General features: G+C 74.4%; 10 protein-coding genes. 4 read left to right on the top strand and 6 right to left on the bottom strand.

Annotated elements, in window-relative coordinates; all coding sequences use genetic code 11:
* Nucleotides 1-189: 189 nt before the first annotated feature.
* Nucleotides 190-1,197, bottom strand: a complete 1,008-nt coding sequence (locus ABB07_RS18825) for a hypothetical protein (RefSeq protein ID WP_208899801.1) — start codon at nt 1,195-1,197, stop codon at nt 190-192.
* 273 nt (nt 1,198-1,470) lie between these two features.
* Nucleotides 1,471-1,950 (bottom strand): hypothetical protein, encoded by a 480-nt coding sequence (locus tag ABB07_RS18820; protein WP_208899800.1) that lies wholly within the window; start codon nt 1,948-1,950, stop codon nt 1,471-1,473.
* A gap of 169 nt (nt 1,951-2,119) precedes the next feature.
* Here ABB07_RS18820 and ABB07_RS18815 point away from each other — a divergent pair, with 169 nt between their 5' ends.
* Together ABB07_RS18815 and ABB07_RS18810 are read left to right on the top strand one after the other, a co-directional pair.
* Nucleotides 2,120-3,343 (top strand): PP2C family protein-serine/threonine phosphatase, encoded by a 1,224-nt coding sequence (locus ABB07_RS18815; protein WP_208899799.1) that lies wholly within the window; start codon nt 2,120-2,122, stop codon nt 3,341-3,343.
* 167 nt (nt 3,344-3,510) lie between these two features.
* Nucleotides 3,511-4,773 (top strand): hypothetical protein, encoded by a 1,263-nt coding sequence (locus ABB07_RS18810; protein ID WP_208899798.1) that lies wholly within the window; start codon nt 3,511-3,513, stop codon nt 4,771-4,773.
* Nucleotides 4,774-4,787: 14 nt separating this feature from the next.
* Here the strand turns inward: ABB07_RS18810 and ABB07_RS18805 are convergent, their stop codons facing one another.
* The 3 genes from ABB07_RS18805 to ABB07_RS18795 form a co-directional block, all read right to left on the bottom strand.
* On the bottom strand, nt 4,788-6,767 hold the full coding sequence (locus ABB07_RS18805) for a YncE family protein (protein ID WP_208899797.1): 1,980 nt from the start codon (nt 6,765-6,767) through the stop codon (nt 4,788-4,790).
* Nucleotides 6,768-6,892: 125 nt separating this feature from the next.
* Nucleotides 6,893-8,137: an amidohydrolase gene (locus ABB07_RS18800; RefSeq protein ID WP_208899796.1), complete on the bottom strand. Its 1,245-nt coding sequence runs from the start codon at nt 8,135-8,137 to the stop codon at nt 6,893-6,895.
* A 70-nt stretch (nt 8,138-8,207) separates the two neighbouring features.
* Nucleotides 8,208-8,381, bottom strand: coding sequence for a hypothetical protein (locus ABB07_RS18795; RefSeq protein ID WP_208899795.1), 174 nt, complete (start codon nt 8,379-8,381; stop codon nt 8,208-8,210).
* 114 nt (nt 8,382-8,495) lie between these two features.
* On the opposite strand from ABB07_RS18795, the gene ABB07_RS18790 reads away from it, so the two are divergent.
* Nucleotides 8,496-9,839 (top strand): helix-turn-helix domain-containing protein, encoded by a 1,344-nt coding sequence (locus ABB07_RS18790; protein ID WP_208899794.1) that lies wholly within the window; start codon nt 8,496-8,498, stop codon nt 9,837-9,839.
* A 126-nt stretch (nt 9,840-9,965) separates the two neighbouring features.
* Here ABB07_RS18790 and ABB07_RS18785 read toward each other — a convergent pair whose 3' ends face one another.
* Nucleotides 9,966-10,754, bottom strand: coding sequence for a hypothetical protein (locus tag ABB07_RS18785; protein ID WP_208899793.1), 789 nt, complete (start codon nt 10,752-10,754; stop codon nt 9,966-9,968).
* A gap of 599 nt (nt 10,755-11,353) precedes the next feature.
* Between ABB07_RS18785 and thrS the strand changes: the two genes are divergently transcribed.
* Entirely contained in the window at nt 11,354-12,586 is a 1,233-nt protein-coding gene (gene thrS, locus ABB07_RS18780; protein ID WP_208899792.1) for a threonine--tRNA ligase, read from the top strand.
* Nucleotides 12,587-12,588: the final 2 nt, after the last annotated feature.

The raw sequence follows: 12,588 nt of genomic DNA, 5'->3' as shown, positions 1-12,588 counted from the left end.
GGTTCGCGGTTGGTCGGGGCTGTCTTCTGGGTGCGGGGGTTCGCGGTTGGTCGGGGCCGTCTTCCGGGTGCGGGGATTCGCCGTTGTTCTGGCTGTCGTCTCCCGGCTGCGGGGGCGTCGTTGTTGCTCGCCCCCCGGTGGCGGAGCCGCCGATCGATGCTGCCCCGGCACCCCTCAGGGGTGCCTGGCTCATCCCCAGGTTGTGGATGCCGGGGATGCCGGAGACGGCGTCGTCGCCCCGGTGCCGGGGGCGGAGGGCGGCGCGAGGGGCGTGGTCGGCGTGGCCGTGACGGGTGTGGTGCGGCGGCGGGCCGGGCGGCGTTGGTGCGGACGGCGGGTCAGCCAGGCGGTCAGGGCCACCGTGAGGCCCAGGGCGAGCAGCAGCCAGGACACCGTGCGCAGGGTGCCGGTGAGGGCGTCGTAGACCGCGCCGGCCGCCGGATGGGGCACGTCGGCGGGCAGGCCGGCGAGGGTGAGGCCGCGGCCCACCGTGAGGGCCAGGGCGAGCAGGGCGCCGCCCAGGGCCGTGCCCAGCGCGGTCGCGGCGACGGCGCGCCGGCGGCGGACGGCGAGGGCGATCCCGGTGGCGGCGAAGGCGACCGCCGCCACCGGCAGCCAGAGACCGGCGACTTCGAGCACGTGGAAACCCTTCCGGAAGGAGGCCAGTTGGTCCGCCGGGAGCACGGAGACCGCGGTGTGCTCCACTGGGATGCGCGCGGCCAGCGGCACATGGTCCCGGGTCAGCCGGCGTTTGACCTGGTCGGTGACGGTGGCGAGGTCGACGGTGACCGGCCGCCCCGGCGCCCCGCCGTCCTCCCCGTCGCGCAGGGCGCGCAGGACCGTGTCGTGGAGGACCCGGTTGCCGGTGTCCCAGGCCAGCCGGAAGGCCTCGGTCTGGGTGAAGGAGCGCACCGCGTCGCGCACGAACGGCCGGACGGAGCCTCCCCCGGAGGGGGTACCCCCGGCCCGGCGGACGTCCAGATGCTGGTCCACCGCGCGCAGGATGCCGTCACCGACCGTGTCCGCGACGGCCTCCCGCACGTTCGGGTCGGCGGCCAGCGGAGCCATCGTGGTGACGTACCGGCCCGTGTCGGCGAGCTCGTACGCCGCCCAGGCCGCCAGCGCGCCGAATGGCACGAGCAGGCAGGACAGGGCGAGCAGTACGGCGGACAGGGCGCTCCTGAGGCGTGGGGGCACGCTTCCAGACAACGGCCCTGCGGGCGCGGGCGCGAGCGGTGCGCGTGCGTCCGGGCGAAGGCCCGCCCCCCTTGGCGGAACCGTGCGGACCGGGCTCCGGTGGAGGGTTCACCCGAACGGGTGTTTCCTGGTGTGAGGGGGAGGAGACCGGGGTGAGGGAAGTGGGGTACAGGGGAGGCGTGGGTCCCGGCCCGCCGGGACCCACGCCCGTGCCCGCACCCTCGCGGCCGGCGCGGTTCGGTGGACGCGGCGCCCGGGTTCAGGTGCCCGGGTTCAGTGGACGCGGCGCCCGAACGCGTCCTCGCGCGTGTAGTAGCGGTAGAAGAACGCGCCGAAGGTGCACCCCGCCACGAGCAGCGACATCATCACGGTCCGCCAGACCGAGTGCGGCGTCTGGATGTACAGGAAGCCGAACGCGATGCCGGCGAACGCCGACCACAGCAGCGCGTGCAGCTCCCGCTGCATCCGCGGGGCCAGCCTCAGCAGGGCGATGGACACCCCCGCGAACACCAGCGCGCTCAGCCAGCCGAGCAGCAGGTTCCCGCCGGTGATGGGGCCGCCCTGGCGGGCGTCGGCGGCGACCCAGTAGCCGTAGACCAGGCCCAGGACGACCGGGACGGCGAAGTGGGCGATGCGGTGGGTGCGCGCGTCGAAGACGTCGGGCGGACGGGCGCGCCCGGTGTAGGCCCGTCCTCCGATCTCCCTGTGACCGGGCCGGGAGACGCCGCCGGGCACGGGTGCCGCTTGAGCCATGAGAGCACTCCTCTCTCCTCGCCCCCGCCTTCCAGAGCACACCGGGGGGCAGGGCCTGGCAAGTCGGCCAGGAGAGTGACGGGTGCCCGGATGCGGCGGGTTCTCTCCCGTGTTTCGCTGGGGAGACGCCGAGAGACTTGGAGGGCCGCCCGCTCGTGACGGACATCTCGTGACGGAAGTGGAGTACGGCCGCCGGCGCCGGCTGCTGCGCGTCCGCGGCCGGAACGTCGCCTGGGTGCCGCCCCTGCTGCTGCTCGTCGGCATCGTGCTGCTGGACCTCAACACCACCGAGCGGTTCCGGATCATCACCTGGATCGTGCTGGTCCCCGGCACGGCCGCCGCGCTCTGCGGGGTGTGGACGACGGGCGCCTTCGCCGTGCTGGCGGTGGTGACGTACGTCGCCGTCGACAGCGCCTGGCCGGGCGAGTACCAGGCCGGTCTCGGCGACTTCTGCCTGGTCGCCGTCGGCGGCCTGCTCGCCGTGGTGGCCTGCGCCGTACGGCTGCGCAAGGAGCGGCAGACCCTGCACATCCAGGACATCGCCGAGACCACCCGCCGTACCGTGCTGCGCCCGCTGCCGCCGCGCTGGGCCGGGCTCGAGCACGCCGGGGTGTATCTGGCCGCCGACGTCGAGGCCCGGGTCGGCGGCGACTTCTACGACATCCAGCCCGGCCCGCACGGCACCCGCGTCCTCGTCGGCGATGTGCAGGGCAAGGGGCTCGGCGCGGTGGAGACCGCCGCCGCGCTGCTCGGCACCTTCCGCGAGGCCGGCTACCACGAGAAGGACCTCGCGACCGTCGCCGAGCGGCTGGAGATCCGGATGCTGCGGCACCGCCGGCACACCACCGCGCTCGGCCGTGCCGACGGCGACCGGTTCGCCACCGCCGTGCTGATCGGTTTCCCCGAGGACGCGCCGGAGAGCATCGAGGTCGTCAACTTCGGCCATGAGCCGCCGCTCGCCGTCGGCCCGCACGGAGTCCGCGAGCTGCCCGGCGGCGACGGGCTGCCGCTCGGCTTCGCCGACCTCGCGGGCGGTCTCCCACCCGTGCACCGGGTGCCGCTCACCGACGACGAGACGCTGCTGCTGGTCACCGACGGCGTGACCGAGGCCCGCGACCGGCGCGGCGACTTCTACCCCCTGGCCCGGCGGCTCGCGCCCGTGGTCGCCACCGGTGCCGGCCGCGTCGAACCCCGGCTGCTGGTCCGCATGGTCCGCGACGGCGTGCTGCGGCACTGCGGCGGCCGGCTGGCCGACGACACCACGGTGTTCGCCGTGCGGCGGCTGCGGGAGACGCGGGGCATCCGGGAGGCGGCGGGCGCGGACGGCGAACACGGCGAACACGTTGAACAGGGCGAACAGGGCAAACGCGATGAACGGGGTGACAACGGCTGACACGGTGAACGCGGCGAAGGGGGACGTTTGCCGTCCTGCCGGCTTCCCGTGCCTGCCTGACGCGCGCGTTCGCAGCCGCAGCGGTTACGGTGCTGGCTGGAGAGCGTGGAGAGTGCCGAGAGCCGGCCAGGTCGGCAGGGCCGACAGGGGCTGCAGGGGGAGGACCGATGCCCGGAACCGTGCTGCTGCTCGCGGCCTCGCCGCTGGGCCGGGGGCGCCTGGTGGACGCGGCCGGTGTGCTGCCGGTGCTGGCCGCCGTCGCCCCCGCCGTGCTGTCCGGCACCGACACCGCCAACGTCGTCGAACTCGCCGATCCGCTGGAACCGCAGGCCGTGCTGACCCGGCTGCGCGCCGCCGCGGCCGCGCCCGGGCCGCTGACCCTGTACCTCGCCGGGCAGCTCCAGCTGGACCGCAGACAGCGGCTGCCGCATCTGGCGCTGGCGCGCACCACCGCGGCGACGGTCCGCTACACCGCGCTGCCCTGGCACTGGATACGGGAGGAGCTGCGGTTGCGGTCCGCCGTGGACACCGCGCTGGTCGTGGACCTGCACGCGGATGCGGAGGCGTGGCGGTACGTCGCCGAGCGGGGGCTGGAGTGCGGGGCCAACGCGGCGGTGTACGGCCGTGTGGCGCCGGGTGGGCGGCGGGGGGTGGCCGAGCCGGCGTACATGAAGGCGGTGGCGACGCTGTTGCGCAGCGGGTACCGGCCGCCGCTTCCTCAGCTGCACGAGCAGGCGCTGGCCCGGATCGCCGAGTCCAGTGCGGGCCGTGACCTGGTGCTGGCCGTTCCCGGGGGCTCCGCCCCCAGACCCCCGTTCGCCCACCCGCCCACCTCACCCGCTCGGCTGGAAGGCCGCATCCCCGCCCCACCCGGCACCCACCACGCGCCGCCTGCCGCCGGGCAGACCCGGCACGGCAGCGGGCAGCAGACCCCCGCCGTCCGGCCGGAGCGCCGTGCCGTCGGGGAGTCTCCGCACAGCGTCAAGCCGGTCGCCGGCGCCGTCGGCGCGGACGCCCACGCCGTCATCAGTGCCGCCGTGCAGGACGGGCGGCACGCCGATGCCGAGGTGATCGCGGCGCGGCAGGAGCAGCTCGCCGTGCAGGGCCACGGCCCCGCCTCCGACGAGGCCCTGCACTGGGCCGAAGTCCGGGCCGACCTCGCGATGTTCGCGGGGGACGCCGAGCGCAGTTGCCGGGCGTGGCTGGCGGTGGCCGGGGTGCGGCTGGCCGCCGGGCAGGCGGTGGACGCGCCCGCGGTGGAGGCGGCCGTGGACCGGGCGCACCACCAGTGGGGCCGGATCAAGGACGTGGCGCGGGCCCGTGAACTCGGGCCCGCGCTCGCCGAGTTGCGGCTGCGGGTGCCGGGCCGCCGGCAGGGCGCGCTGGAGAACGTACAGCGGCAGCTGCGGCAGCTCCAGGCCGCACAGTAGGCCCTGGCGGGGCCCTACTTGGTGTACGTGAAGTACTTCCAGGCGCCGTACGTCGTGGAGTTCACGATGTCGCCGGAGCCGCCGTCGATGTACGAGGAGCGGACCCGGAAGCGCCAGCCGACGTCCTTGCTGTGGTCGCCGGTGATCTGCACCTTGGAGACACCGTCGGAGCCGAGCTTGAAGTACGCGGGGTCGCCCGGGTACCACTTGCCCTGGTAGTACACCTGGAACTCGAACTTCTGCGCCCGGCCCGGGTAGTACGTCATCTTCGTCGTGACCAGCGGGTTCCTGGTCTTGTGGAAGAAGTAGTACGTCTGGCCCCAGACGGACTGGGACTTGTACTGGTTGCCCATCGAGGTGGAGATGCTCACCCGGTCGTAGGCCCTGCTCACCGCCGAGGCGGAGTTGTAGCGGGAGTCGCCCGCGAACTTCGCGGTGACCGTGGTGTCCCGGTACAGGTTCAGGGTGACCGACAGGTTGCCGTGGGAGTCGGCCCTGCCGGACTTCACCAGCTTGTTCGGCCGGTCGGGGCCGTACGGGTCGGCCCAGATCTCCACGGTGCGGTTCTTGTACGTCGTACCGAGGTGGGCCGTGAACTTCACCGCCTTGCCGTAGTCGTACACCTTGCCGTTGTTGTCCAGCGTCAGCGCCGTCCTGGCGCGGGAGACGTCCACGGTGTCCGAGGCGGAGCCGGCCGCGTGGTCGGCGTCGCCCGCGTAGGACACGGTGTACTTCACCTTGCCGCCGGCGGGCGGGGTGTCGGTGAAGGAGAAGGTGCCGTCGGCCTTCGTGGTCACCGCGGGCAGCGCCCTGCCGTTCGGGGAGTCCAGGTCGGTGCGGGTGACGGTGAGCCCGGTGCCGGCGGGCAGCGGCAGTGTGGAGGCGGTCCTGCCCTTGACGGTGAGCTGCTTGGCGCGGGTGGCGGTGGCCGGGGCGTCCACCGTGACGGTGGTGGCGGCCTTGGCCGGTGAGTCGAGCACCCGCAGCGAGTACACGTCACCGTCGTTGTGGGTCACCGCGAACAGGCGGGAGCCGTCCGGCGCCCACGCCAGACCGGCGGTGGCCAGGGTGTCGGCGCCGCTGCTGTGCCCGGTGTTGGGAAAGTCGTAGGTCCGCACCGCCTCGCTGCTGCCCGGCCGGAAGACGAAGACGTCCGGGTCGTACCAGGCGAAGGTGCCGCCCGCGACCGTGCCGTCCGGGGCGATCGCGACCGCGTTCGGGTAGGCGTCGGAGACGTACTTGCCGTCCCCGTTGAGGTCGGCGGTCTTGAAGACCTGGTGGTAGTAGGGCGCACCGCTGGCCACCACGACGTCCTTGCCGTCGGGGGTGACCTGGAGGTCGCCGAGGTTGTCCCCGGCCTCCCGGGTGGAGGCCAGCTTGACCGGGGTGCCGGAGGAGACGTCGTAGGACGCGATCTCGGCCGGGCTCTGTCCGGCCGCGCCCGCGACCAGGGTGTTCGAGCCGGGCGCGGCGTCCAGCAGGGGCGCCGCGTACCAGGTGCCGGCATCGACCTGCCCGAGGGTGACCTGGTGCTGGTCGCCCGTGAGGTCCACCGACCCGATGTTGCCGCCGGTGTCGCCGCCGTAGCCGAACCACAGCCGGTCACCGGCCAGGGCGACGCTGTCGGGCTTGCCGCCGATCGCGTACCGGGTGGTCTCGGTGTCGGTGGCGGTGTCGATGACCGCGATGGCGTCGAGGTCCCGGACGGCCGCGTAGAGCGTGCCGGAGTCGGCGGACAGCTCCAGGCCGTCGACCCCGGACAGGTTGGTGCCGAGCTGCTTGACGACGTTGCCCGCGTAGTCGGTGACCACGATCTTGCCGTTGCCCGGGTCGCTGATGAACACCTGCCGGTGCACGCCGTCCACCACGACATGGCCGATCTGCTTGACCGGCAGGACGGTGCTGGAGTCGGCGGACGCCGGGGTGGCGGCGAGGACCGCCGAGCTGAAGAGGACCGCCAGGGTGGTGGCGGCCGTGAGAGAGCGCTTGCGCACGCTGATTCGAACCCCCCGGATCGAATGAAGAGTTGGCACGCCGCGCGGGCACGACCGCGCGGCCCCTTGTGAAGCGGGTGTGCGCCGCGTGTGTGCTCTGTGTGGCGAGTGAGGCGAAGACTAGGTCATGCCACGGACAACAGCGCCAGGGCCCCCGAGACGAGCGTGCGGACACCCGGGGCGATCACGGACAGGTCGGGCGCGAAGTGCGGGCTGTGGTTGCTCGGTACGGCCGCGAACTTCTCCGGGAGGGTGTCGCCGGGCGCCCGGTCCCACACCTCGGCCGGGGTGGTGGTCACGAACCAGTACGAGTACGGGATGGCGCCGTCGAGGGCCAGCGTGGGGAAGTCCTCGCTGCCCATCGCCGGGCCCGGGTCGAACACCGTGCCCGCGCCGAAGACCTCGCCGTGCACGGCGGCCACCGCGGCGTCGGTGGGCGCGTCGTTCACGGTCACCGGGAAGGTGTTGCCGAGGGTGATGTCGGGCTCGCGCGGGCAGCCGGCGGCCAGGCACTCGCCGTGCGCGATCCGCCGGATGGCCTGGAGCATCCGCTGCCGGACGGCCTCGGACTGGCTGCGCAGGTTCAGCGAGACGCGGGCCTCGGACGGGATGATGTTGTGCCGGGTGCCGGCCTCGATCCGGCCCACGGTCAGCACGGCGGACTCGCCGGCCGCGATCTCCCGGGAGACGACCGTCTGCAGGCGGGTGACCAGGTAGGCGGCGGTGACGACGGGGTCGACGGTGGACTCCGGGCGCGAGCCGTGGCCGCCCCGGCCGTGCACCACGATGTCCACGTCCGTCGCCGCCGACATGATCAGGCCCGGCGCGTGCGGGTACAGGCCGGCCGGGCCCGGGGCGGCATGCTGCCCGAGCAGCACGTCCGGCCGCCCGAACCGCTCGTACAGCCCGTCCGTGACCATCCGGGCCGCGCCCTGCCCGGTCTCCTCGGCCGGCTGGCCCACCACCAGCAGGGTGCCCCGCCAGGTATCCCGCCCCGCGGCCAGGGCCTCGGCGGCGCCGGTCAGCCAGGTGACGTGCAGGTCGTGCCCGCAGGCGTGCATCACCCCGTCGGCCTCGGAGGCGTACGGCAGTCCGGTGGCCTCCCGCACCGGCAGCGCGTCCATGTCGGCCCGCAGCAGCACGGTCGGCCCGTCGCCGTTGGCCAGCCGGCCCACGACCCCGGTGCCGCCGACGCCCTCCGCCGTCTCGAACCCGGCGTCCCGCAGCCGCCCGGCCAGTGTCCCGGCGGTGCGGTGCTCGCGCAGGGACAGTTCGGGGTGGCGGTGCAGGTCGCGGTAGAGGTCCTCCAGGTCCGTCACCGGGAGGCCGGAGGTCAGGTCCAGGGCGGTACGGGCGGCGGCAGAGGTCATGGGGGGAGCGTAGGCCTCCGGCGGTTCCGGGAACAGCCGGACGGCTTTGTCGAGGGCAGCCTCTGCCGGGCTACCTGGACGCGCTGATCGCCTGCTCGCCGTGGGTGCCGGGTCCCGGGGCCGCCGCCCGGGCCGGGCCCGCGTTCGCGGCGAGGACCAGGGCGGTCGCGGCGATCACCGCGGCGGCGACGGCCCGGCGTGCGGTGGTGTTGTTTCCGTAGGGTGCGGATGTACGTCCGGGCACGGCGACCTCGCAACACGACAGCGACGTATTAAGCAGACTTAATCCGCCGTTTAACCTAGGGGCTGTACGGGCCGAACGGCAAGGGGTGCCAAGGGAGTTGGGGGGAGCGGGGCCATGCGGGAACGGGACGACCCCGAGGTCATCGGGCGGCGCGTACAGCAGCTGCGCACCCAACGCGGTCTCACCCAGCGGCAGTTGGCGGAGCCCGCCTACACACCCGCGTACATCTCCACCCTGGAGGCGGGCCGGGTCCGGGCCTCCGACGAGGCGCTGCGGCACATCGCCGGCCGGCTCGGCGTGGCCTTCGAGGAGCTGGCCGTCGGCCGCCCCGCCCACCTCGCCACCGACCTGCGCCTCCGCCTCACCGAGGCCCAGCGGGTCCTCGCCGACGGCAGGGCCGAGGAGGCCGCCGGGCAGTACGCGGCACTGCTCACCGAGGCGGAGACCCACGGGCTGCGCGGCGAGCAGGCCACCGCGCTGCTGGGCCTCGGTGAATGCGCGCTGGAGACGGGCGAGCTGGAGGGGGCGCGGGAGTTCTTCGAGCGCGCCGAGACGCGGCTGGCCGAGGAGTCGCTGCCGGTGCGGGTGCCCGCCGTCCGGGGCCGCGCGGTCGCCCACTACCTGGCCGGTGAACTGCGCTACGCCGTCTATCTGCTGGAGTCGACGCTGGATGAGCTCAACCGCGGCGGACTGCACGACCCCGACGCCCTGCTGCTGCTCTACGCCAGCGTGATCGGCCCGTACATGGACATGGGCGCCCACGCCCGCGCCGCCCAGGCCGCCGAGTTCGCCCTCGCCCTCGCGCCGCGGGCCGGCGACCCCGCGCTGATCGCCCGGATGCACCGCTCGGTGGCCCGCACCCTGATCGCCGAGGGCCGGGTCAGCGAGGCCGACGCCTCCCTCGCCAAGGCGGCCGAGCTGTACCGCACGCTGCGGCTGCGCACCGAACTGGCCAACTGCCACTGGATGCGCGGTTACGTCTGCGCGCAGAACGGCGAACTGGAGCGTGCCGAGGCCGAGTTGCGCCAGGCGTACGCGATGCTCTCGGAGAGCCGGGCCGCCCTGTACCGCAGCCAGGCCGCCGTGGAGCTCGCCGACGTGCTGCACCGCCGGGGCAGGTCGGAGGAGTCCGCCGTACTCCTGGAGGGCGTCCTCGGGGACTTCTCCTCCGAGCGCGGCGCGGTCCACGCCGCCGCGGCCCACCGCCTGCTCGGGATCATCGCCGAGGACGCCCGGGACACCGAGGCCGCCGAGGAGCACTACGTCCGCGCGCTCAGCCTGCTGGAACGCGCGGGCGCCGCCGGGGACCTGGCCGACCTGTGCCGCCTCCTGGGCGACCTGCTGCGCCGCACGGGCCGTATCGAGGCCGCCCTGGACGCCTACCGCACCGGCCTCGGCCACCGCACCACCCCGGGCACGACCACCCTGGGCCCGGCGCCGGCCCAGCCGCCCCTGTGACGCCCCGCAGACCAGACCCGCTCATCAGACCCGCTGACCAGGCCCGCTGATCAGGGCCGCTAATCAGACCCTGACCAGGCCTGCGGATGAGACCTGCGGATGAGACCTGCGGATGAGACCTGCGGATCAGACCTGCGCCCGGCCCTGCTTGCGGATGTCCGCCAGGCGCAGGGCGCCGATCTGGACGGCGGCCTGGGTCGCGTCGTTCGGTACGTCGCGCAGGCCGCCGTTGGTGAGGGCGAACGCGTCCGGGCCGACCCGGACGGCGGCCACGTCCAGCGTGAGCGTGGCGTGCCGGTCGTCGGTGTCGGTGGCGGCGAGGCTGATCCTGAGGCCCTGGCGCGCGTCCCCGACCTGCGGCAGCGGCGCGTCGGAGACCTGGACGTCCTCCGTGATCCCGGCCTGGGTGGTGGCCGTGAACCGCGCGCACTGCGCCGGCATCGTCCTCAGCCAGGCGAGCGCCGCGTCCACGTCGGCGGGGCGGCGGTCGGCGATCTGGTAGCGCAGCTGGGCGTCGGTGTCGGTGTCGTCCAGGCCGACGGCGAACCGGGCGGGGCCGCCGAGGAGCTCGTCGGTGTAGAGGGCGTCCAGCAGCCGCTGGCAGGCGCCGGCCGAGGTGGTCGCCTTCAGCAGCTGGTCCCGCCAGGTGGCCGCGCCGCCGGTCGCCGTCCAGGGGGCGCCGAGGTCGTTCGGGTTGAGCAGCGCTGCCTGCGCCTGCTCGTCGGTGAGGGTGCCGTCGGCCCGCGTGCCTCCCTTCCGGGTCGGCGACGGCTTGTCGATCGTCGGCAGCGGCGGGGTCGCGGTCTCCGGCTGCCGCAGACCGAGCGCCGCGCAGCCGCCCATCGCGAGGAGTCCGGCGATGGTGAGCCAGAGCGGGAGGCCGCGGGGGCGTAGCGCGTCGTGCAGAGAGGTCATCGAGGAGCCTCCTGGGCTGCGGGCCGTGGGGTGCCTGGTGAGGGGCAGGCTGGTGGGGTGCCTGATCTCACGGCACCACCGCCCCGACCGGCCCACCAGCGCTCCGGTCCGTCCGGGTGAGCGACCTGCCGGTTCGGGTGAGCGGGCCGGGGAGCCCGGGGGCCGGGGTGGGCAGACCGCGGATCTGGTCGGCGGCCGGCCGGATCGGTGTGGGCGGACTGCGGGGCCGGGGTGAGTGGCCGGGGAGTCCGGGGGCCGGGGTGGGCAGGCCCCGGATCTGGTCGGCGGTCGGCCGGATCGGTGTGGGCGGGCTGCGGGGCCGGGGTGAGTGGCCGAGGGATCGGTGTGGGCGGGCCGCGGGCTCCGGGCGAGGGGCTGAGGGATCCGGGTGGGCGGGCCGTCGAAATCGGCTCGACCCGGTGCGTCGGCGGCTGCTACGGTCGCCGTATGCAGCGCGCCCAGCAGTGCCCGAAGAGCACGACGACGCCGGAGACCGTCCCGGCGCGCTGACACCTGACCAGCATCGAAGCCCCGGGGCGAACGCCCCGGGGCTTTCGTGTGCCGTGGGCGTTCGCCTCCCGCAGTGAGGAGACCCGCCCATGAACGCGAACGCCGCACTCCCCGACCACCGCCGCCTCGGCCGTGAGCTGGGCCTGTTCGACACCGACCCGCTGATCGGCGCGGGCCTGCCGTACTGGCTGCCGGACGGCGCGGTGGTACGGCACACCCTGGAGGAGTACATCCGCGAGGCCGAACGCCGGGCCGGGTACCGGCACGTGTACTCGCCCGCGCTCGGCAAACGGGAGCTGTACGAGATCTCCGGGCACTGGGACCACTACAGCGACGACATGTACCCGCCGATGAAACTCGGTGCGGAGGAGGTCGTGCTGCGGCCCAGCCTGTGCCCCCACCACGCCCTGATCTACCGCTCCCGCTCCCACAGCTACCGGGAACTGCCCCTGCGCATAGCCGAGTTGGGCGGCATGCACCGCGCCGAACTCTCCGGCGTCCTCGGCGGCCTGACCCGCGTCCGCGCCATCCAGCTCAACGACGCCCATATCTTCTGCACCCTGGACCAGGCGGTGGATGAGGCCCGCGCCGCGCTGGAGCTGATCGCCCGCGCCTACGCCGACCTCGGCATCGAGGCGGTACGGCACCGGCTGTCGCTGCCCGGCGAGGGCGGCAAGTACGTCGCCGATCCGGAGCTGTGGCGCCGGGCCACCGAACTGCTGCGGGAGGTGCTGGACGCGTCCGGCGTGGCGTACGAGGAGGCGGAGGGCGAGGCCGCCTTCTACGGCCCGAAGATCGACGTGCAGATCGCCGACCCGGCCGGCCGCGAGTCCACCCTGTCCACCGTGCAGATCGACTTCCACCAGCCGGCCCGCTTCGACCTGCACTACATCGGCGCCGACGGCGCGAAACACCGGCCCGTGATGGTGCACCGCAGCATCATCGGCAGCGTCGAGCGGGCCGTCGCCCATCTGATCGAGGCGCACGCGGGCGCCTTCCCGGCCTGGCTTGCCCCGGTGCAGCTGGCCGTCCTGCCGGTCGGCGAGGAGCAGCTGGGCCGGGCGGCCGAGATCGTGCGCGAGGCGGCCGGGCTGGGACTGCGCGCCGAACTCGCGGGGCCCGCCGAGGGCACCCTCGGCGCCCGGATCCGCGCCGCCCGCCTGGTGCCGTACCAGGCGGTGATCGGCGCCCGCGAGGCGGAGGCGGGCCTGGCCGCCGTACGGCTGCGGGACGGCCGCAGGCCCGGGGAACTGCCGGTGCCCGAGCTGCTGCGGCGGATCTCCGCACGGGTGGCCGCACGCGGCACCGCACTGTGGGAGTGACC

Source organism: Streptomyces incarnatus (assembly GCF_001027185.1).
Lineage (GTDB): Bacteria > Actinomycetota > Actinomycetes > Streptomycetales > Streptomycetaceae > Streptomyces > Streptomyces puniciscabiei.
Note: the sequence above shows the minus strand (reverse complement) of the source record. Positions and strands in the feature narration are given on the sequence as shown.